The 22,339-nt window shown below is 71.9% G+C and carries 13 protein-coding genes; 7 read left to right on the plus strand and 6 right to left on the minus strand.

The annotated features are described in order from the left end of the window. The first annotated feature begins 40 nt into the window (after positions 1-40). On the plus strand, positions 41-664 hold the full coding sequence (locus CC117_RS16870; RefSeq protein ID WP_241830179.1) for a nucleoside/nucleotide kinase family protein: 624 nt from the start codon (positions 41-43) through the stop codon (positions 662-664). An 84-nt stretch (positions 665-748) separates the two neighbouring features. Here the strand turns inward: CC117_RS16870 and rpsA are convergent, their stop codons facing one another. Continuing rightward, the gene (rpsA, locus tag CC117_RS16875; RefSeq protein WP_071085255.1) at positions 749-2,227 is read right to left on the minus strand and encodes a 30S ribosomal protein S1; all 1,479 of its coding nucleotides are present in this window, start codon (positions 2,225-2,227) and stop codon (positions 749-751) included. Positions 2,228-2,491: 264 nt separating this feature from the next. Further along, a complete protein-coding gene (locus CC117_RS16880; RefSeq protein ID WP_071085257.1) occupies positions 2,492-4,234 on the minus strand; it encodes an acyltransferase family protein in 1,743 nt (580 codons plus the stop codon). Positions 4,235-5,095: 861 nt separating this feature from the next. On the opposite strand from CC117_RS16880, the gene CC117_RS16885 reads away from it, so the two are divergent. From CC117_RS16885 to CC117_RS16910, 6 genes are all read left to right on the plus strand, one after another. Then, complete coding sequence (locus CC117_RS16885) at positions 5,096-7,792, plus strand: acyltransferase family protein (protein ID WP_241830180.1); 2,697 nt, start codon at positions 5,096-5,098, stop codon at positions 7,790-7,792. A gap of 64 nt (positions 7,793-7,856) precedes the next feature. Beyond that, a complete protein-coding gene (gene gmd, locus CC117_RS16890; RefSeq protein WP_071085304.1) occupies positions 7,857-8,858 on the plus strand; it encodes a GDP-mannose 4,6-dehydratase in 1,002 nt (333 codons plus the stop codon). A gap of 310 nt (positions 8,859-9,168) precedes the next feature. After that, positions 9,169-10,767 carry a lipopolysaccharide biosynthesis protein gene (locus CC117_RS16895; protein ID WP_407673548.1) on the plus strand — a complete coding sequence of 533 codons (1,599 nt, stop codon included), beginning with the start codon at positions 9,169-9,171 and terminating at the stop codon, positions 10,765-10,767. 149 nt (positions 10,768-10,916) lie between these two features. Continuing rightward, entirely contained in the window at positions 10,917-12,131 is a 1,215-nt protein-coding gene (locus CC117_RS16900; RefSeq protein ID WP_241830185.1) for a glycosyltransferase family 4 protein, read from the plus strand. Next, complete coding sequence (locus CC117_RS16905) at positions 12,128-17,038, plus strand: alpha-(1->3)-arabinofuranosyltransferase domain-containing protein (protein ID WP_071085265.1); 4,911 nt, start codon at positions 12,128-12,130, stop codon at positions 17,036-17,038. The genes CC117_RS16900 and CC117_RS16905 overlap by 4 nt, the downstream gene beginning before the upstream one ends. 342 nt (positions 17,039-17,380) lie before the next feature. Then, positions 17,381-19,066 carry a glycoside hydrolase family 26 protein gene (locus CC117_RS16910; RefSeq protein WP_241830181.1) on the plus strand — a complete coding sequence of 562 codons (1,686 nt, stop codon included), beginning with the start codon at positions 17,381-17,383 and terminating at the stop codon, positions 19,064-19,066. 137 nt (positions 19,067-19,203) lie between these two features. On the opposite strand, the gene CC117_RS16915 is transcribed toward CC117_RS16910, so the two are convergent. The 4 genes from CC117_RS16915 to CC117_RS16930 form a co-directional block, all read right to left on the minus strand. Beyond that, positions 19,204-19,602 (minus strand): DUF3037 domain-containing protein, encoded by a 399-nt coding sequence (locus tag CC117_RS16915; RefSeq protein WP_071085267.1) that lies wholly within the window; start codon positions 19,600-19,602, stop codon positions 19,204-19,206. Next, positions 19,595-20,431 (minus strand): HipA family kinase, encoded by an 837-nt coding sequence (locus tag CC117_RS16920; RefSeq protein WP_071085269.1) that lies wholly within the window; start codon positions 20,429-20,431, stop codon positions 19,595-19,597. The genes CC117_RS16915 and CC117_RS16920 overlap by 8 nt, the downstream gene beginning before the upstream one ends. A gap of 145 nt (positions 20,432-20,576) precedes the next feature. Continuing rightward, entirely contained in the window at positions 20,577-21,290 is a 714-nt protein-coding gene (locus tag CC117_RS16925) for a hypothetical protein (protein WP_084132262.1), read from the minus strand. A gap of 247 nt (positions 21,291-21,537) precedes the next feature. After that, a complete protein-coding gene (locus CC117_RS16930) occupies positions 21,538-22,278 on the minus strand; it encodes a Crp/Fnr family transcriptional regulator (RefSeq protein WP_071085271.1) in 741 nt (246 codons plus the stop codon). Between the last annotated feature and the right edge of the window lie 61 nt (positions 22,279-22,339).

The raw sequence follows: 22,339 nt of genomic DNA on the forward strand, positions 1-22,339 counted from the left end.
CATGACCGGGCGCGACCCACTTCTCGTGGYGGTGGAAGGTGTGGACGGGGCGGGGAAGACCACACTGATCCGCGGTCTGGAGACACTRCTGCGCCCGCTGCGTGGCAGCCGGCCCTCGCGCGTGACCGCGGACATCTTCCGGGCCATCGCCGAACCAGACGACACCGTCCTCTACCAGGCTGTCGTCCCCGGACCGGTGCGCCGGCTCGCGCACCTCGTCGAGCTGTCCGCCCAGCTGCACTACCGCTCCGGCCCGGGCGGGCGTCCCGACCTGCTCTTCGAGGGATGGGTGCAGTCCTGGGAGGTGCAGTGCGGGCCGTACGGAGAGCAGCACCGCGCGTGGCTGGAACAGATGGAGGACCTGCTTCCCCGGCCTGACCCGCTGCTGTGGCTGCGGGTCCCACCGGCACTTGCCTACGAGCGGATGATCGCCCGGGGCGACCGCCGCACCCGGGTCCTGACCCCGGCCGCGCTGCGGGCCCGGCTCGTCGAGCAGACCGACAGCTACGAGCAGGTGATGGCCCGGGCGGACAACGTCGTGGAACTGGACGGCACGCAACCGCCGGACAAGGTGCTCGCGCAGGCGGCCTCCGCCCTCGAGGCGTTGACGCGACGCCCGTCCGCCCAACCCGGGCCGGGAAACGCCTCAGGGCCCGTGGAGTGATCCCACAGGCCCTGAAGGACGGTTCTGTCTCACCGACCGGACGCCCCGGCAGAGGTACCTGCCGGGGCCGGTGCGGCTGTTCGGCTACTCGCGGCCGAACTGCTCCCGCAGACGCCGCAGCGCCTCCTCGTCGATAGCCGAAGCCGGCTGCTCGGACTGCGAGGTGTAGGAGGACGGCGCCGCCGCAGCCGCGTCCGCCTCCTGCGCGGCCCGGATCTGGGCCTGGTGGGCCTCGAACCGGGTCTGAGCCTCGGCGTACTGCCGCTCCCACTCGGCCTGCTGCTCCTCGAAGCCCGGCAGCCACTCGCCGGTCTCGGGGTCGAAGCCCTCGGGGTAGACGTAGTTGCCCTGCTCGTCGTACTTGGCTTCCATGCCGTACTGRCTCGGGTCGAACGACTCGCCCTCACCAGCCAGCCCGGAGGCCTCGTTGGCCTGCTTGAGCGACAGGCTGATCCGCCGGCGGTCGAGGTCGATGTCGATGACCTTGACCAGGATCTCGTCGCCCACGTTCACGACCTGCTCGGGGATCTCGACGTGGCGCTCGGCCAGCTCCGAGATGTGCACCAGGCCCTCGATGCCCTCGTCCACCCGGACGAACGCACCGAACGGAACGAGCTTGGTGACCCGGCCGGGAACGACCTGGCCGATGGCATGGGTCCGCGCGAACTGGCGCCACGGGTCCTCCTGCGTCGCCTTCAGCGACAGGGAGACCCGCTCGCGGTCCAGGTCGACGTCGAGGACCTCGACCGTGACCTCCTGGCCGACCTCGACCACCTCGGACGGGTGGTCGATGTGCTTCCAGGACAGCTCGGAGACGTGCACCAGACCGTCGACGCCACCCAGGTCCACGAAGGCACCGAAGTTGACGATCGAGCTGACCACACCCTTGCGGATCTGACCCTTGGCGAGCTGCGCGAGGAACTCGGAGCGCACCTCGCTCTGGGTCTGCTCCAGCCAGGCGCGGCGGGACAGAACCACGTTGTTGCGGTTCTTGTCCAGTTCGATGATCTTGGCTTCGAGCTCGCGGCCCACGTAGGGCTGCAGGTCGCGGACGCGGCGCATCTCCACGAGCGAGGCGGGGAGGAAGCCACGGAGGCCGATGTCGAGGATGAGACCACCCTTGACGACTTCGATGACGGTGCCGGTGACGACGCCGTCCTCCTCCTTGAGCTTCTCGATCGTGCCCCAGGCGCGCTCGTACTGCGCACGCTTCTTGGACAGGATCAGACGGCCTTCCTTGTCCTCCTTCTGGAGGACAAGGGCCTCGACGTGGTCGCCGACCGTGACGACCTCGTGCGGATCGACATCATGCTTGATCGAGAGTTCCCGTGACGGGATGACACCCTCGGTCTTGTAACCGATGTCGAGGAGCACCTCGTCGCGGTCCACCTTGACGATGATGCCGTCGACGATGTCGCCGTCGTTGAAGAACTTGATCGTCTTGTCGACCGCGGCGAGGAAGTCCTCGGCCGAGCCGATGTCGTTGACCGCAACCTGTGGTGTGGTCGGGCTGTGCGAGGTGGTCACGGTCTCCACGGGTCGTACGTCGGTGGTGCTCGTCAAGGGGTCGGCTCCGACTGGGAATCGTCTCGTCGCGCGAGGGCCGGGTCGAACCGCCGGGACGGAGGGACAGGCACCGCGCTGAGAACGACACTGTCAGAACCGATAACGACTGCTCGAGTGGATCCGCTCGGTCTGAGACCCACGAACCCTCGTGCAACTCCCAAGTCTAGGGAGCGGTGTCCCGGGTGGTCAACGGGAGAGCGCACAGACTCGGAGCCAGTCCGCCGCCGGACTCACCCTTTGGCGCTCTCATAGTACGAAAAGTCACCGGGTCTCGTCCCGGAGACGCGAGCGAATGTGGCCCAGTCGGCGCCCCGGCGCGGCGCTGGCTGAACCCTCACCGAACCGCCGAACCCACCGCCCGGGCTGCCCCTCGCCGTCGGACGGCGCCCGCGGCGCCGGCGCGCTCGGCGCGGGGTCGGGTGGCACCCGGGTCGCGGGCACACCACCCGTCCGACCGCGGACGGACCATCGGTCCGTGCCGTGGGTGCGTCGCCCGTAGGTGGCCGCTCGGCCGCCCGTGCGCAGCGGGAAGGTCCGCGCCGGATCCCGGTCGGAGCAGTCGATCGCCCCGTCGCGCGGGCCTGTCGCGGTGAGGCGGGGGTGACCACGACGCGCCGCCACGGCCAGGGTGCCGTGGCCGGTGCTGGAGACCTCCCGGCTCCACCTCCCGTCGGTGGCGGACCGCCCCGACCCGGCTGCCGCGCCACCGGGCCCGCCGCCCCCGCTGCCCCCGCCGGCGCCGGGCGACCCGCTCCGACTGGCCCGGCGGGCCCGGAGAGCCCGCGCCCACTCCCGGGCCAGCACCGTGCAGGGCCGTTCGACCAGGAAGTAGGTCAGGGTCGAGACGGCACAGGTGATGGCGATCACGACCAGGAGGAACGGCACAAAGGCGAGCGCGCCGTCCTGCGGGCCGGTGTGCTCCATGACCAGCTCGATCACCGTCGTGTGCCACAGGTAGATGCCGTACGAGATCAGTCCGAGATAGGCCATCGGCCGGCAGGACAGGAACCGCCGCACGAGCCCCTGGCGGGGCGGGCCGAAGACCGCCGGCAGGACAAGGAAGAACCCGAACAGGCCGTAGAAGAGGTGGCGCCCCATGTCCTGGGAGCGGTCAGGCACGAACATCGGGTCGCGCGGGAGGTCGATGCGGGTGCTCGCCACCCAGAAGAAGAAGGCGGCGGCCAGCCAGCAGGCTCCGCCGAACCATCGCCACCGCGCCCACGCCGGAGTGCGCCCGTTCTGGGCGTACCAGCACGACAGGACCGCCAGCAGCATGCCCATCGCGAACAGGTCCCACCAGACCGGCAGCCAGACCGTCCAGCCGTCGGCCCACCAGACATCCGAGCCGATCAGCCTGTAGTGCAGGACCCGGCTGACCACGAAGATCACACCAAGGGCCACGAGTTCCACCCGCAGCTGGTCGCGGGGGGCGCGCCGGCGGCGAACCAGCAGCCAGGCGTAGACGGGGATCGACAGGTAGAAGGCGAACTCGATGTTGAGGGTCCAGGCCTGGGTCAGGCCCTGGATGGCCGTCTCCCTGCGGTAACCCTGCAGGAAGAAGGCTGTCTGCAGCAGGCCGGGGAGGCCCTGCACGCCCAGCCTGTCGTCCGGCAGGACGTTGAGGGCGACCACGAGTGCCAGCCAGTACAGCGGGATGATCCGGAGCAGGCGGCGGACGAAGAAGCCGGGGGCGTCCGGCGCCGCGTGCCCGCCCAGGTGTGCCGCGGCGAACGGCCGGTACAGCAGGAAGCCTGAGATCAGGAAGAAGACCTCGACACCGATCTCACCGCGGGCGGTGTAGACCCCGACGGGGCTGGTGAACGTCAGACCGCTGTAGAAGGCGACGTGGACCACCATCACGAGCAGCGCCGCGATCGCGCGCAGCCCGTCGAACCCGGGGAAGACGACGGTCGCCGCCGACCCGGCGGAGCGCTCGGTGGGTTCCGCGGCGGTGCCCCCGCGGCGTGCGGCGTCGGCCGGCCCGTCGGGCAGGCGGGTGGACACTGACCCGCTCCGGGGAGGGAAGCCAGCGGTCACCTACCGCGACCGCCACTGTCGGTGATGTCAGGCACGCTCGCAAGGTACAGCTCTCCACCCGCCATCTGGAGGCTCGCGACCCCGACGGCGAGCCGCCCGGCGACGTGGCCGGACGCCACTCCCAACACAAACCCGCAGGCCGGCTGCCCTTCCTCGGGGCTTTGAGACCCTCACCACGGCTGGCACTTCCCGGCCTGCCGCGGTGGCGAGGGCCGGGCCGGTGACATCTGAGGACGCATCCGGACTCGATTCATCCAGCACAGAGAGTGATATATGCCGCCTCACTGGTCGGCGCCGGTCCCCCGTGGCTGCCGCAGGGACCATCCGGAGTGTGTGCGATCAACGGCCAGAACGTTCTGGTCAGYAGGGCCCCAGCGGCAGGCAGGGTCAGCACGGACGTTCCCGTGCCAATACATCGGAAGTGGTACTGCGACGACATTCCCCGCGCCGGCCCGGCTGTCCGGACCGCCGGCGCGAACAACCGGCGCAGCCGGCGTTGCGCGGGCGGCGCGACCCCGGGCGGAACCGGGCGCAGGTGCCGGCCGGGCGACCCCCGTCCCCAGGAGYCGAAAGGTCTGTGATCCCATGAGCTGGCGGGCATCCGGGAGCTTCCGGGTGCCTGACGGCAGTCCCGCCGGGGAGTTGCCGGCAGTCCCTGGGGAGCGGCCCGCGCCGACCAGCCAGGACGGTCTTCGGCCCCGCCGCGGGATGACCGGTGGGGCCGTAGCGTGACACCCCACGGGTGTCACGGCCCCGTCGTTCCGTCGTAGCCTCGACGGCGGGACGGCAGGGACCCGGACATACTTGTATACATGTTGTCGAATCAGGATGACGACATTCAGGCCATCGGCCAGCGCCGCCTGTGAGGTGAAGTCAGGCGTCCACGACGACATCGGGAAGGGGACTGGGCTGAGCCGCCGAGAGTTCGACACCTACCCGCTGGCCCGCCCCGAACCCGGCCTGCGCCGGCGGGAGCGCGATCCCGCACGGACCGGGCCGGGCCGGGCCGGCGACCAGAGCCAGGCCCTCGGCCCGGGCGCGGACGGCGACGAGTCCCAGGACCACCTCTCGGGCCTGTTCCTGGACCGTTCCCACCTCGATGCCGCCTACCAGGACGACGCCTACCTCGATCCGGAGGGCCGGCTGCGTCAGCCGCGCGGGTACCAGGGCGATGAGACGGAACGGATCGAGCGCCGCCCGATGAGGGCCGACCGGGCCAGGGAGAAGCCTCGCGGCACCGGGGGCGGGCGCCCGGGGGTCCGCGTCCCCGCGCCGACCAGCCCCACCCGGTCGCCGCGGCCAGGCGCCCCGCGCCCCGGCCCGCCAGGCGGTCACGGCCGGGCCGGCGTGGCGGACCGTGCGGGAACGCGCCGCAGCGTCCCGGCGGCGGTGGAGGCGGTGCCGGCCGCTCGGCGCGCGCCGAGCGAGCCGGAGACGGGGCCGTTGGAGACCGGGCCGCTGACGGCCCCGGTGCTGGCCCCGCTCGGCCACTCCCCCGCGCTGGACGGACTGCGGGCGCTGGCCGTGCTCGGGGTCATGGCGTACCACGCGGGTCTGAGCTGGATGCCCGGCGGTCTGCTCGGCGTCGACGCGTTCTTCGTGCTTTCCGGCTTCCTGATCACCGGACTCCTCATCGCCGAGTACCGCACCACCCGGCGCATCGACCTCCGATCGTTCTGGATCCGCCGCACCCGCCGGCTGATGCCGGCGCTGCTCGCGATGATGGTCGGAGTGGCCGCGTACGCCCAGTGGGTGGCCGCGCCCAGCGAGGTCACGACGCTGCGCACGGACGCGCTGGCGACCCTCGGCTATGTCGCCAACTGGCGGTTCGCACTGTCGGACCAGAGCTACTTCGACCACTTCTCCACGCCGTCCCCGCTGCTGCACACCTGGTCGCTGGCGGTGGAGGAGCAGTTCTACGTGCTGTGGCCGCTGTGCGTGTACCTGCTCATGTGGCACAGCGGCCGGACGGCGGCCCGCTGGCGCACCCAGCGCCGGAAGGCGCAGACGCTCATCCTGACCGTCGCCGTGCTCGGGGCGGAGGCGTCGGCCCTGCTCGGGCTGCTGCTGGTGGTCCTCGACACCGACCCGTCCCGGATCTACTACGGCACCGACAGCCGGGCCCAGGCGCTGCTCGTCGGTGCGGCGCTCGCCGTCTGGCGGATCCAGCGCCGGACCCCGCTCACCGACCGGACGAAGAAGGGCCTCGCGGTCGTCGGCGCCCTCGCCGGGGCGACGATGCTGGGCATCTGGGCGACTGTGGACGGCGAGAGCCGCGTCCTGTACTCGGGTGGGTTCCTCGGAGTCGCCGTCGTCGTGATGCTCCTGGTCGCCTCGATCGTGGAGGTGCCGAGAGGGCCGGCTGCCCGGGTGCTCTCCTGCCCGCCGCTGCCCGCCATCGGGCGGGTCTCCTACGGCCTGTACCTGTGGCACTGGCCGGTCTTTCTGACCGTCACAGCGGGCCGGACGGGCCTGAGTGGCGTGGCGCTGCTCGCCGCGCGGGTCGCTGTGACGGCCGCGGTCACCCTCGTCTCGTTCCATCTGGTCGAGAACCCGATCCGGCGCCGGAAGTTCCGCTTCCCGGTACCACGGGTGACCGTCCCGGCCACGATCGGCGCGGTCGTCGCCGTGGTCCTGGTCGCGACTGTCCCGGACCCGTCCGCCGGGCGTGGCGCCGACGATCTGGAGCGGCTGGCGGCGCAGGCCGCGAACGCCGCCCCGCCCACGGTGAACGCCCAGGCAGTGGGCGGCGGCCGCCCCCTGCGGGCGATCCTGGCCGGGGACTCGCTGGCGCTCACGCTGGGGTTCAGCGAGTTCTCGGTCACCGCGGCGGGCGCGGGGCTGGAGGTCCATGACGCAGCCGAGCTCGGCTGCGGGGTGTCTCGGGCCGAGACGCGCTTCCTCGGCGGCGAGCCGTTCCCGCCCCCGCACACCTGCGTCAACTGGCCCACTAGGATCCAGCAGAAGGTGGACGAGATCCGTCCTGACCTCGCGCTGCTGCTGGTCGGGCGCTGGGAGGTCACCGACCAGATCCTGAACGGTCGGCGAACCCAGATCGGCGATCCGAAGTTCGACGCCTACCTGGGGCGGGAGCTCGACCTGGCGATCACCACGATGTCCGCGCGCGGGGCCAAGGTCGTACTGCTGACCACACCGATGTTCGAAACGGGCGAAAGCTCATCCGGTAGCATTTTTCCGGAAACTCGGACTGACCGCGTGATCAAGTTCAATGCTCTGCTCCGTCAGGCCGCCACCCGGCATCCCGGGGTGACCACTGTCATCGATCTGGCGGCGGTCCTCAGCCCGGGCAACGAGTACCGCGGCGAGATCGACGGTGTTCAGATCCGCGACGACGACGGCGTGCACATCAGCAACGGCGGCGGCGCGCGGGCCGGAAAATTCGTAGTGCCGCAGCTACTTCAGCTGCTGCGCCCGGCCGCGGGTGGCGCGGCGGGCGCGGGGCAGCAGCCCGGGCCGGCCGCCAGCGCCGGCCCGGCGGCCCCCGCGGGCCCAGACCCCGGTTGACCTGCTCGTTTCACCTGGCGCTAACCTTCCGCAGCAGTACTCCACGGTCCACAGGAGGATGATCGTGCCTCGTGCGCTGATTACGGGAATCACCGGCCAGGATGGCCTTTATCTGGGCGAGCTGCTGGTGGGGCGGGGTTACGAGGTGTTCGGGCTGGTGCGTGGGCAGTCGAACCCGAAGGTGGAGCGGGTGGAGCGGCTGGTGCCGGGGGTGGTGCTGTTGGAGGGTGATCTGACGGATCTTCCGTCGTTGATCGGGGCGGTGGAGATCTCGCAGCCGGACGAGGTGTACAACCTGGGCGCGATCTCGTTTGTGGGGCTGTCGTGGAAGCAGGCGGAGCTGACCGGCGAGACGACGGGTATGGGTGTGTTGCGGGTGTTGGAGGCGCTGCGGATCGCGGGTGGTAACGATCTGTCGCGGGTGCGGTTCTACCAGGCGTCGTCGTCGGAGATGTTCGGGAAGGTGCGGGAGACGCCGCAGCGGGAGACGACGCCGTTTCATCCGCGGTCGCCGTACGGGGTGGCGAAGACGTTCGGGCATTATCTGACGGTGAACTACCGTGAGTCGTACGGGTTGTTCGCGTGTTCGGGGATGCTSTTCAATCACGAGTCGCCGCGGCGGGGGATCGAGTTCGTGACGCGGAAGATCTCGCGGGCGGTGGCGCGGATCTCGTTGGGGTTGCAGGAGTCGGTGTCGCTGGGGAATCTTGAGTCGCGGCGGGACTGGGGCTTTGCGGGGGATTATGTGGATGCGATGTGGCGGATGCTGCAGCAGGATTCGCCCGATGACTTCGTGGTGGCGACGGGGGAGACGCACAGTATTCGCGAGCTGTTGGATGTGGCGTTCGCACGGGTCGGGATCGAGGACTGGTCGGGTTATGTGCGAACCGATCCTCGGTTCTTCCGGCCGGCAGAGGTCGATGTACTGGTAGGTGATGCGTCGAAGGCCCGGGAGGTGCTCGACTGGAAGCCGCGTGTGGGTTTTCGGGAGCTRGTGGAGATGATGGTGGACGCCGACCTCGCCACCGAGGCCGCTGCTGCGGGACAGACACTGACCGACCGGTGACCGACATTTCCCGGACCCTCGTCACGTGCCGCGCGCGCTCACCGCGCAGACCCGGCGCGGGTGAGTTGGCAGCCGGGCGCATGTCACGTCCTGTGATGGGGAGGGTACGCGCGTGCGTGACTCCGGGGGACAACCAATGAATACCGGCCCTGCCACCGGATCTCTCCCGCCGCAGTCCCGCGGGCGGCATCGACTCGGTCATCGGGCGTCGGAGCGCCCCTCGGCACCGGGGGCCGCCGGCGGAACCCGCGGCCGTTCCGGTGCGCCCGGTACGCCAGCCCGCCTGGCCAAGCCGTCCGAGCCTGTCTCGGTGCCCACCGGTACGCCGAGCACCTGGCCGCCGGCCGGGGCACGTGCGCCGGCCGGGGCACGTGCCCCGGCTGAGGCGTCGGGTCCGGTAGAGGCAGAGACGGCGGCGCCAGCCGGGCGCACTGGCCGGGAGCATCCGGGCCACGCGGCCTCCCCGAGGCTGGCAAACCTCGCCCCGCGGCGGCTGCGCGGCCAGAGCGACCGGATCCGGGCCGCGATGCGGGGCGCCATCCCCCTCGCGTTCGCCGGCCTGATCGCCAACGCGGCGAACCTGGGGGTCACCCTGGTCATCGCGCGGGCCCTGAGCACCCGCTCCTACGGCGCCGTCGCCCAGCTCGTCGCCATCTTCTTCGTCGTGTCGATGCCGGGGAACGCCCTGCTCGTCGGCGTCGTCCGGCGGATCACGAACTGGCAGCACACCGGGCAGGTCGACCTGATTGACGAATGGATCACCCGGGTGCGCCGAGCCGGCGTCGTGGTGCTCCTCACCGTCGCGGTACTGGCGATCCTGGCCCGCGACTTCGTCGCCACCGAGCTGTCGCTGCCGGGTCCCGGCGGCGTGGCGGAGATCATCATCGCCGGCGCCGCCTGGTGCCTGCTCTGCGTGGACCGCGGGCTCATGCAGTGCGGGCGGCTCTACCCGTCGCTCGCCGCGAACCTGCTCGTCGACGCGGTGGTGAAGAGCGGCGCCACGATCGCCCTGGTCCTGGCCGGCCTGGACGAGGCGGGCGCGGCGATGGCGGTGCTGTTCGGGGTACTCGCGGCACTGGCGCACACCCGCTGGTGCCTGCGCCGGCACCCGTCCGCTGTGCGGCACGGCGGGCCGGTGGGCTGGCAGCCGCCTCCGGTCCCGGTGGTCCCGCCACCCCAGGGCACGGCGGGCCCGCGGGAGTCGCTGCCGGCGTCCGCCATCCGGCTGCGGTCACCTGGTGCCGACACAGCCGCGACGACGCTGCCCCTGCCGGTCGCCGGGCCCGCGTCCGTCGCGGAGCCCCGGCGCCTGGCTGTGGAGGTCGGCGCAGCCCTGGTGACACTGGGGTTCCTGGCTGTCCTGCAGAACATCGACGTCCTGCTCCAAGGCCGGCTCGCTCCGGACGAGTCCGGCTCCTACGCGGCCGTGTCGGTCGCGGCGAAGGTGATTGTGCTGGCCGCAGTGGTGCTCGCCGGTTTCCTCCTGCCGGAGGCGGCCGACCGCAACCATCTCGGGCAGCACGCCCTGCATCAGCTCGGTGCAACCCTGGCGATACTCGCCGTGCCGGCAGCCGGGCTCCTCTCCGTCGCCGCGATCGCACCCGACACACTGCTGTCGCTGGCCTTCGGGCCACGATTCACCAATGCCTCCGGTGCCATGTTTCCCCTGGCCGGAGCGATGACCTGTCTCGGAGCGACTGTGTTGTTCTCCCACTATCTACTCGCCCTCGGCGAACGGGCCGTCCTCGCCGTCCTCGCCATCGCGACCGGCGCAGCCGTGTCACTGATGGTCTGGGCACAGGGCTCCCCTGTCCTGACCGCCCGGGCGAACTTCGGCTGCCAGGCGGTGCTGGCCGTCGTCACCGGTCTGATGGTCCTGGCCGCCGCGCGCCGGACGGCCCGCGCGTGAGCACGCTCCCGGACCGCTCGCCGCAGCTCGACGCCGCCTCGCTGCACTCCTGGCCGCTCGCACCCGGGACGCGGGACGCAGCCGCGCCGCGCACTCCGCTGCGCGTGGCCGCGCTGCCGGCCCAGAACGGGTCCGCCGCGGCGTCGCGGCTGGAACTGGCGGAGCTGGCGGGCCCGGTACCCAGCCTGGCCGAGCTGGTCGAAGCCTCGGGGCTGCGCCGCATCCACATGCTCGCGTGGCGTGACCTCGACGACCCCGAGTCCGGCGGCTCGGAGCTGCACGCCGACAAGGTTGCCGAGCAGTGGGCCGCCGCCGGAGTCGACGTCAGCATGCGCACGGCGCTGGCCCCCGGCCACCCCGAGTCGGCGAGCCGGCACGGCTACCAGGTCGTACGCAAGGCCGGCCGATACTCGGTGTTCCCACGGACCGCCGTCTCCGGCGCGCTCGGGCGCTCCGGGCCGTGGGACGGGCTGGTCGAGATCTGGAACGGCATGCCGTTCTTCTCCCCCGTCTGGGCCCGCTGCCCGCGGGTGGTGTTCCTGCACCACGTGCACGCCGAGATGTGGCGGATGGTGCTCTCCCGCCGCCTCGCGCCCATCGGCGAGACCATCGAGTTCCGGATGGCGCCGCCGATGTACCGCCGGACCAGGATCCTCACCCTCTCGCAGTCGTCCCGCGACGAGATCATCGAGCTGCTGGGCCTGCCGGCCCGCAACATCTCGGTGATCCCGCCGGGGATCGACCCGACGTTCAGCCCCGCCGGTGAGCGGTCGCCGCACCCGCTGGTACTCGCCGTGGGCCGGCTGGTTCCGGTGAAGCGGTTCGACGTCCTGATCGAAGCACTGATCCGCGCGCACGACGAGCACCCGTCGATGGAGGCGGTGATCGTCGGCGAGGGCTACAAGCGGCCGGCGCTCGAGGCCCGCATCGCGGCCGCGGGGGCTTCGGCCTGGCTGCGTCTCGTCGGCCGGGTGGACGATGACACACTTCTCGGTCTGTACCGACGCGCCTGGGTGCTCACCTCGGCCTCGGCCAGAGAAGGGTGGGGCATGACGATCACCGAGGCGGCCGCTTGCGGAACTCCCGCCGTCGCGACGAAGATCGCCGGGCATACCGACGCCGTGGTGGACGGTGCGTCCGGCCTGCTCGTCGAGAACCCGCACGACCTCGGGAAGACCCTCGCGGGCGTGCTCTCCGACAGTGAGCTGCGGTTGCGGCTGTCCACCGGTGCGATGGCCCACGCGGCGACGTTCACCTGGGAGCAGACCGCTCGCATGACGTACCTCTCGCTGGTCAACGAGGCCGCCCGCCGGCGTCTCGTACGCCGCCCGGCTCCAAGCGCGCAGCCGGGTGCGCCCCGGTGACCTTGACCGTGCCGGCGTCCGGCCCGGCCCACCCGAGCGGGCCCGGCCAGGACGCCACGCCGGGCCCCGGCGCCGCGATCCCGGACGGCCGCCCGGGCACGACGAGCCGCCTGCGCCGCCTGCTGCCGTCCTGGCCGGTGCTCGTGCTGGCCGCGCTGGCCTACATCCCGCTGCTGGCGACCTCGCCGGGCCGGGTCGGCGCCGACACGAAGGCCTACCTCTACCTCGACCCGGGCCGGATGATGGCCCGGGTCTCGTCGATGTGGGATCCCGACGTCGGGATGGGCACAGTCACCCACCAGAACATCGGCTACCTGTTCCCGCAGGGCCTCTTCTACTGGCTCGCCGAGATCGCCGGCCTGCCCGACTGGGTGGCGCAGCGGCTGTGGACGGGCTCGATCCTGTTCGGGGCCGGCACCGGCGTCCTGTTCCTGCTGCGCACGTTCCGCTGGCCCGACCGGTACGCGTTCATCGCCGCGCTGGGTTACATGCTCACCCCGTACACGCTGGAGTACGAGGCGCGGATCTCGGCAATCCTGCTACCCTACGCCGGCCTGGGCTGGTTCATCGGCATCACCGTGCGGGGCCTGCGCGAGGCCGGCGTGGACGAGCTGGCCCGCGACCCGGGCACTCCCCGGCTGGTGCGATGGCGCTCCGGCTGGCGATGGCCGGCGGCGTTCGCCCTGATGGTGACGCTGGTCGGCAGCATCAACGCGTCCAGCCTGATCTTCATTCTGGTGGCGCCGATGCTGTGGGTGYCGTTCGCGGTGTGGGGCACCCGCGAGGTGCGGCTCGGCACCGCCCTGACGCTGAGCGCGCGGACGGCGGTGCTGATCCTCGTGACGTCCGCCTGGTGGATCGTGGGGCTCTACACGCAGGCCGGCTATGGGCTGAACGTACTCTCATACAGCGAGACGGTGAAGACCGTCGCGAGCAGCTCGCAGGCCTCCGAGGTACTGCGCGGCCTGGGTAACTGGTTCTTCTACRGTCAGGACGCCCTCGGCCCCTGGATCGAGCYGGYGACCGACTACACCGGCAACCTCGTCGTGATGGCGATCAGCTTCGCGGTGCCGATCCTCGCGCTGGCTGCCGCGGGCTGYGTGCGCTGGGGGCACCGTGCCTACTTCGTCGCCCTGATTACGCTGGGCACGACGATCTCGGTCGGTGTGTATCCGTACGACAACCCGTCACCGTTCGGTCGGCTGTTCCGCGCCATCGCCGAGGGGTCGACGGCGGGCCTCGCGCTGCGGTCGATGCCCCGCGCGGTTCCCATGGTCGCCCTCGGGCTGTCGGTGCTGCTCGCGGGCGGGCTGGCCGTTCTCGACCAGCGGCTGGCGGCCCGCCGCGCCCTCCCTGCGCCGGTGCCGGCGGCCTCGGGCGCGCCGCGTACGTCGAGTGCGTCGTGGCTGCGGCCGTCGGCGGCGGGAACGCTGGCCTTCGGGGGCGTCGCGCTGCTGCTGGTGCTGAACATGTCACCCCTGTACCGGGGCCACTTCATCGAACCTCTGCTGGACCGCCCGGAGGACCTCCCCAGCTACGAGCAGGAGCTCGCCAGCGCGCTGGACGCCGTCCCCCCCGACGCGACCGGCGAGCAGACCCGGGTGCTGGAGCTGCCCGGCTCCGACTTCTTCCACTACCGGTGGGGAACCGTCCTCGACCCGGTCACCCACGGGCTGATGGACCGGGCGGAGGTGGTCCGCGAGCTCATCCCCTACGGCGACGCCAGCTCGGTGGACCTGCTGCGTGCGCTGGACCGCCGGCTGCAGGAGGGCGTGCTCGACCCGGCCTCGATCCCGGGCATCGCCCGGTTGATGAGCGCCGGCGACGTCGTGTTGCGCAGCAATCTCGCCTACGAGCGGTTCCGGACCCCGCGCCCCCGGGCGACCTGGGATCTGATCGCGGGCCAGCGCCCGGCCGGGCTGAGCGAGCCGCGTACCTTCGGTCCCCCTGTCCTGGAGGACCCGGGCATCCCGTACACGGACGAGATCACCCTGGGCACGGATTCGGAGGTCGTCGACCCGCCGGCACTCGCCGACTTCACCGTCGCCGACCCGCACTCGATCGTGCGCGCCCAGAGCACCCGGGCCCCGCTGCTCGTCAGCGGCAACGGAGAGGCGCTCGTCGACGCGGCGGCCACCGGCCAGCTCGCCCCCGTCCTCGACGGCGGGCGCACGATCCTCTATGCGGGCAGCCTCGCCGGCCAGCCCGACCGGCTGCGCCAGGCCCTCAACGACGGGGCCGAACTGCTCGTCAGCGACACCAACCGGCTGCGAGCCGAGCGCTGGACCGGCCTCCGGGAGAACTTCGGCTATGTGGAACAGCCCGGGGTGACCCCGCTGGCCGACGACGTGAACGACAACCGGCTGGAGGTCTTCCCCGAGGCCGGCCACGCGTCCGAAACGATCATGCAGACACACGCGCCCGGTACCGAGGCGCAGGTCGAGAACGTGCGGGCCTCCGACTACGGCAACACCTTCTCCTACGGGGTCTCCGACCGGCCCGTCGGGGCGATCGACGGCGACCTCCAGTCCGCCTGGCGGGTCGGCGCGTTCAAGGACCCGACCGGCGACGACTGGCAGGTCGAGCTCGCGAAGTCGACGACCACCGACCACATCCGCGTCGTCCAGCCGATCAACGGCCCGCGCAACCGGTGGATCACCCGCCTCACGCTCACCTTCGACGGCGGCGCCCCCGTCACCGTCGATCTGCGCGACTCGTCCCGCACCGAGATCGGGCAGACGATCACCTTCCCCCGGCGGACGTTCACCACCCTGCGGGTACACATCGACGGCACGAACTTCGGCGAGCAGCGGGAATACGACGGCCTGTCCGGCGTCGGCCTCGCCGAGGTGGAGATCCCGGGCGTGGACGGCAAGCCGATGACTGCCGAGGAGGTGCTGCGGCTGCCCACCGACACCCTCGACGCCGCCGGCGCCGACTCGCTGGAGCACCGGCTGAGCCTGCAGATGTCACGGGACCGCGCCAACCCGGCGGAACCGTTCCGCAGCGACCCGGAAAGCACGCTCCGGCGTACCTTCACCATTCCCACCCCCCGCGCCTTCGCCCTCACCGGGACGGCACGGGTCTCCGCCTACGCCGGCGACCAGATGATCGACGCGACGCTCGGCCGGGCCGGGGCCGCGCCGGTGGTCACCTCGTCCGGACGCCTGCCCGGTGACCTGGACGCCCGCGGGTCGAGCGCGTTCGACGGCGACCCAAGCACGGCCTGGAGCCCGGGCTTCGGCGAGCAGGCCGACACCTGGGTGCAGGTCAGCACCCCGACGCCGGTCACCTTCTCCTCGATGAACCTCGCCCTGGTCGCCGACGGACGGCACTCGGTGCCGACCAGGATCGGGATCGTGGTGGACGGGCGGCGCGTCGGCGCGGTCGACGTCCCGCCGGTCACCGACACGCCGGTGAGCTCCGGCACCCGAGACGCCACCCGGACCGTCGCCCTGTCCTTCCCCGCGGTCACCGGGAACACGATCCGGCTGGTCGTCGAGGAGGTCCGCACCGTCACCAGCAAGGACACGATCAGCGGCCTGATCACCAACCTGCCGGTCGGCATCGCGGAGATCGCCGTTCCCGGCCTGGACGGCTCGGCCGGCGGGACGGGGCGCAGGGAGGCGGCCACCACCGCGCCCGGCGCCGCCGGCACGCCCGGAGCGACCGCCAGCGCCGCGAACGGCACGATCACCGCGCAGCCTGCGGCAACCGCGCAGGCCGGGCCCCCCGGGCTGGCCGCGGCCGGCCCGCAGGACATTCCGGCGCCGTGCCGCACCGACCTGATGACCCTCGACGGTGCACCGGTCGGCCTGCAGATCACCGGTAGCATCCGGAACGCCACCGATCGTCATGGCCTGGAGGTGCGCACCTGTGGCACACCGGTCACGCTCAGCGCGGGTGATCATGTCGTCCGCACTGCGAACGGTGCCCTGACCGGCCTCGACATCGACCGCCTGCTGCTCGCCTCCGAGGCTGGCGGCGGCGCCTGGCTCGACGCCACCGGCGTCAACGCGATCACGGGTGAAGCCTCCGGCACGACCGGCGGCACCAGCGCGGGCGCGGGCACCGGCCTACCCACGCTGAAGGTGGAGGCGACCAGCGACACGTCGTTCCGGGTCGACGTCACCGGCGCCACGCCGGGCACTCCGTTCTGGCTGGTTCTGGGTCAGAGCCGATCCGCCGGATGGAAGGCGGACGTCGACGGCCGCGACCTCGGCGAGTCCCGCCTGATCGACGCCTACGCCAACGGCTGGCGGGTCAGCCCGACCAGCGGCAGCTTCACGATCGACATCGACTGGGTCCCGCAGCGGACCGTCGAGCGTGTCCTGAGGGCGTCCGTGGCGGCCGGCCTCCTGACCGCGGTCGTGCTGTTCGCCGGCACCTACCGGCGGCGACGCGGGCGCACCTGGCGTGACCTCGACCTCGCCCCGGCGGGAGGCGTCGCGGGCCTGGGCGGCGCCGCGGGCTCGGCGCCCGGCCTCACCGCAGCGCCGGTTCGGGTCTCGTCAGCGCCGCCCCCCAGGGCCGAGCTCCCGACCGCCGAGCCGTGGCGGGGCGGCACCGTGACGACCTCGGTGCGGTCGGCGATACTGCTGGCGCTGGCAACCGGCGCGGTCAGTGTCGTGCTGGTCAGCCCGGTGGCCGGGCTGGTCGTCGCACTGCTGACGGGCGCGGCTGCCCGGGTGCCACGGGCCCGGCTGGTGCTGCGGGCCGCCCCGGCCGTCTGCCTGGCGGTGAGTGCTCTCTATGTGCTGCAGGCACAGGCACGGCACGACCTGCCGGCCGACGGTTCCTGGGTCTCCTCGTTCGACCGGGTGGCCACGCTGTCCTGGCTGGCCGTCCTGTTGCTCGCCGCCGAGGCCGTCCTCACCGTGGCAACCCGCCGCCGGGCCAGCTCCTGACCGCACCCCGCCGCACAGCGGCGTCCGACCGGCGTGGCCAGGTGGCCACGCCGCGTCCGGTCAGCCCCTGATCGGCGTGGCCGCGCCTGACCGCGCGGTCACGCCGGGCAGGGCCTGACCGACCGTCCCCCTGAGACCGGATGCCCGGCGGGACCTGCTCCCAGGGCGCCACGGAAACGGCCAGCGCAAGTCCGGCCACGGCCGGTCGAATCTCCGACTCAAGAGTAACGGAGAGTAGTTTCCGCTTACTCTCCGTATAGCATCGCCGCGTCATCTGCTAGAAGCGGCTCTGGTCGACGAGTGCACCGACCACGGGTCCTGACGAAGGGATGAGGCGCGGGGGTGCCACACGCAACCACTTCGGATCGGGGGATTTCGCCACAGGAGGTCATCGACTGCGGCGAGCACAACCCGAGGCATGCGAAACATCGACAGCGCCGGAGATCCACCACCTGGCGGATCCGGGCCGGTCGAGCACGCGGCACAGCTCAGCACGACGGGGGGAGTCACGATTCGGCGAGCGGAGAAACCGGCGGCAGCGACGCCACGGGCAGGCGGATCGGGCGTGGCGCTCCGCCCAGGCACCGACGCCGTCCGCCGCGCAGATCACCGCGACGGACGGCCCTGCTGCGGCTCGCCGTCCTCGCGCCAGTCCTGTTCACCGGGGCGGCGATCACCGGCGCGGGCGCCGAGGCCGTTCCCGCTCCCGGCGTTCTCATCGAGGACACCGCGGTCGGCTCCGGGGTCAACCAGGTCAGCTATTTCGGTGACTGGTCGGCCGTCACAGGTGGGCCACCGGCCACGCCCAACGGGAGCTACCGCCGTTCGACACAGGCATCCAGCGGCGCCGTGCTGCGGTTCACCGGGGTGCAGCTGGACATCTACGGCCTTCTCGGGCCCGACGGCGGTATCACGACCATCAGCGTGGACGGCCAGACTCCGACCGCGGTGAACACCTTCGCCTCGTCCGCGAGCGTGGCCCGCATCTACCAGTCCGGCCTCCTCAACTCCGGTGTCCACACCGCGGTGCTGGTGAACGTCGGTTGGCATGACCCGGCGTCCGGCGGCATTCAGGTCACTTTCGACCGGGCGCAGGTCTATGTCGACTCGGGTCCGCCACCGGGTCAGCGCTGGCTCTCCGGGGCGAACGGCGACCCCGTTCAGAACGCACCCAATGTGGATGCGTTCTGCTCCCTCCGTGGCAGACCCTGCGACCTGGCGCATGTCTTCGTCAGCCGCAACAACTGGCAGAACATCGTGCAGCCGTCCTGGACCCAGGCCAACTTCGSGGGTTGGCCGGGCCGTCTCGTCATCTCGGTACCTCCCTTCCCCGAGAACTCGGGGCACACACTCACCGCCTGCGCCGCGGGTGCCTACGACTCACAGTGGCGCACCTTCGGCCACACCCTGAACAGCACCGGGAGGCAGAACTCCATCATCCGGATCGCCTGGGAGGCGAACGGCAACTGGTACCAGTGGTCGGGCAGCAACCCCGCCGCCTACGTGGGCTGCTGGCGGCACATCGCCGATGCCATCAACTCCACCGCGGAGCCCGACCCGCTGCTGGACTGGACCATCAACGCGCACTACTCGCAGAACCCRCCCAGCCGCAATCCGCTCGATCTCTACCCGGGTAACGACTGGGTGGACATCATCGGCATCGACGCCTACGACCACTACCCGCCCTCCCGGACCCTGGCGGAGTTCAACAACCAGGCGAACGCTGTCGGCGGAATTACCTGGCTCTACAACTTCGCCCGGGCGAACAACAAGCTCTTCGGAATCGGGGAGTGGGGCGTCGTGAGCGGGCGCAACGAGAACGGCGCCGGCGACAACCCGAACTTCATCCGCTTCATGCGTGACTGGATGGAGGCCAGGGCGAACGCGGGTCTGTACTACGAGAACTACTACAACACCTGCGAACCGCCCAACGTCGGTTCGAATCTCTACCGGCCCACCGATCAGCACTGTCTGTTCGTCAACAACGCGTCCGCCCAGCTCTACACCCAGCTGTGGAGCATTCCGTAGCGGGAGGCGCATGACCGGCGCGTCGCTCGCGGGTACGTGGGGGACCCGCGAGCGACGCCGCCACCTGTCCGGGGTCGATCGGACTCCGGCCCGATCAGACTCCGGCCGATCGGATTCCGGCCGCCGGCCCGGGGCCGTCAGCCCGTGAGCGGGCCGGGGCGGTCGACGAGCAGGGCCACCAGCCGGTCCAGTTCGGCCGCCGGATCCTCGGTGAGGCCGCTGTGTACGGCTGACGCCTGGACGACGGTGCTGCGCGGTGCGGTCAGCCAGCGGAACCGCTCCCCCCCGGAGAGCTGGCCGGCGGGTCCGGCCTCCGGGCCGCCCGCGCAGACCCGGCGCAGCGCGGCGAGATGCGCCGCTACCGCGGCCAGGTCGAGGAACGGATCGAGGCTGACCAGCCGCTCCCGGTCGAGGACGCACCGCGAGCCGAGGAAGGCAGCCCGCTGGCACCACAACAGCACCCCGACGTTGACGCATTCGCCGCGCTCGACCCGCGGCACCACCCGGACCATCGCGTACTCGAACAGGTCAGGCACCGCGCCCTCCCGTGAGCCAGCCGGGACGCGCCGAGGGCCGATCAGCGACCCGCTCCCCCGCCGAGGGCACCTGTGTCGCCGGGACGAGCATCGGCTCCAGCCAGGGCCGGGCCCCGCCCACCCGGGCCAGCAGCCAGTCGATGTAGGCCGAGCCCGGCACGTCGGCCCACTCCCCCGGCACCAGCTCGAGCACCCGGGACAGCAACGCGGCCGTGACCGCGGGCGCCAGCTCCGCGTCGGCCGCGGCGAGCAGCTCGGCGGCGCCGGCACCGAGCCCCGGCAGCAGCACATGCTCGGCGAAGCGGGGCAGCGGTCGGTCGACGGCCGCCCCGGCACCCGCCCAGTCATGGTGCGGGTACAGCGCCGCGCCGTGATCGATCAGCCACAGCCGGCCGCCCCACACCAGCAGGTTCGGGTTCCGCCAGGAACGGTCGACGTTCAGGGTGAGGGCGTCGAGCCACACCACCCGGGCGGCGAGCTCCCGCTCGACGTCGAAGGCCAGCGGGTCGTAGGTGATCGAACCCGGCAGGTAGTCCATGCCGAGGTTGCTGCCCGGGCTGGCCCGCAGCAACTCCTGGACCTCCTGGTCGGGCTCGGTGCGGCCGAGGTCGGGATCGACGTCCACCACGACCAGCTCGGGCACCGCGAACCCCAGGCCGCGCGCGAGCTCACCGACGACCACCTCGGCGACCAGCGACTTCGGGCCCTGGCCCGCGCCGGTGAACTTGACCACCCAGGTCCCGAGATCGTCACCCTCCATCAGACCGGGCAGACTGCCACCCTCCCGCAGGGGCGTGGCGTAGCGGATCGCGCGGACATGACGCAGCACGCCCCCAGCATGCCTGCCGACCGGCTCTCCGCGGCAGGCGGGGCCGGCGGGTGGGCTGCCCACGGCCGGCCCGCGAGCACAGGGCCCTCTCCGCTCGCCCGGGCACCGGTTCGTCTGGTCACCGGGCCTCCCGTCCGCCGCCAGGTCACCAGGGCGCGGCGGTGCCTCCGACCGGCGCGGGCGACCGGCGTGTGGAGACCCAGGCCAGCAGGTCGGGGCCTGCCAGAGGCCCGGGCACGGTGACCTGCCGGAACTCGCTGCGGCGCAGATCGGCGTGGTCCTCGCCGACGACGTCGTCGAACAGTTCTGCGGACACGATGAACGCCAGATCGTCTCCCGGGCTGGCCGCCAGTTCCCGGCGGAGCACCTCGGCGTCGAGCAGCTGGCAGGCCTTCACCACCGCTCGCCCGCTGTAGCCCCCCTCGTCACAGCGGGTGATCCCCTGGTGCAGCGCGACCCGAAGCCGCAGCCGCACCGCGCCACAGCCAACCCGGTCGCCGCCAACCCGGTCGCCGCCAGCCCGAACGTCGTTGACCTGGGCGTCGTTGACCTGGGCAACCGCACGGCACAGCTCTCGGGTGAACGCGGCGACCACCCGACCCTCGTCGATCCCAGGCGGAAAGACCCCCAGCTCGCCGCCTTCCGGCCAGGGGACCCAGTGCACACGCTGCACACCCGCGGCGCCGCACGCCTCGTCGAGGACCGCGCCCAGTGAGGCCCGCGGCGACGGGGCGCCCGGGAACGCGGCGAGCCCTCCCCAGGCTTCCGGACCATCCGGCCGGTGGCCGGGGAAGAGGGCAGGGGCATCCGTGGCGATGGCGATGCAGAGCCGCCGGATGCCGGGAGCCGCTTCGTTCACGCTCAGCCTCCGAGAAGGACGTTTCGCTGAGAGCCACTGTTCACCCGCGGGAGGACGAAGACGTCCTCCTGCGATGGTTTTCACCGAGCGGAGCCGACCGGACAACGATGTGGCACCGGCACCAGTTCCCCAGCGGTGCCGGTCGCGGCGCCGGCAGGGGCAGGTGACGACAGGGGCAGGTGACGACAGGGAAGGGTGCCGGCGGGGTGCCGGCTCGGGAGGTAGGTCAACACCTGCGAGCCGCAGGTCAGCGGCGGCGGGGTATGCCGGCGGCCGTGTAGAGCGCGTCGACATCGCGGATCACGATCGCCCGGTAGCGGGTGTCCACGACGCCCTGCTGGCGCAGCTCGCGCAGAACCTTGTGCACAGTCGGCTCGGCGGCGCCGACGAGGCCGGCGAGTTCCGGCTGGGTGAGGGAGATCTGCACGCGGCGGCCCGTCCCGTCCGTCGCGTCGGCGCCGTAGGCGTGCTCCAGCTCGCAGACCACGCGAGCCAGTCGCATCGCCACCGTGCACCCACCGAACTCGACCCGGCGCCGGGTCGAGTTGCGCAGCTTGGCACTGACGGACTGGAGCACAGGGGTGTTCGCCTCGGGGGCGCGCCGCAGGAAATCCAGAAAGGTCTCCAGCGCGATGACCTTCGCGAGGACGGCACCGGCCGCCGTCACTGTCGCCGAGCGCGGCTCCCCGTCCAGCCCGGCCTGCTCGCCGACGAGGTCACCGCCGTGCCGGATCGCCAGCAGCGCGAAGCCGCCGTTCTCGGTCGACGCGGTCACCTTGACCCAGCCGCTGAGCAGCAGCACGACGAAGTTCGTCTCCTCGCCCTCCCGCAGCAGCACCTCGTCGCTGGTGAACTCCCGGTAGGCGCCGAGCGCGACGAACTCCGTGCGGATCGGCTCCGGCAGCCGGCCGAGCAGGCTCTTCGCCGGCCAGTCCAACCGCCGCGGACGCTGGCGGTCCGGACCAGCGCCGCCACCAGGCCGAACCATGATCTGCTCCTTCTGCGCCGGGCACCGCTGAGCCGGGCGCGACCAACTGTCGGGTGGTGCC

Source organism: Parafrankia colletiae (genome assembly GCF_001854655.1).
Classification (GTDB): Bacteria; Actinomycetota; Actinomycetes; order Frankiales; family Frankiaceae; genus Parafrankia; species Parafrankia colletiae.

What these genes read in the sequence shown, in the direction of transcription:
- CC117_RS16885 (WP_241830180.1), top strand. Translation starts at nt 5,096, where the DNA reads ATGACGACATTCAGGCCATCGGCCAGCGCCGCCTGTGAGGTGAAGTCA.
- CC117_RS16930 (WP_071085271.1), bottom strand. Translation starts at nt 22,278, where the DNA reads ATGGTTCGGCCTGGTGGCGGCGCTGGTCCGGACCGCCAGCGTCCGCGG.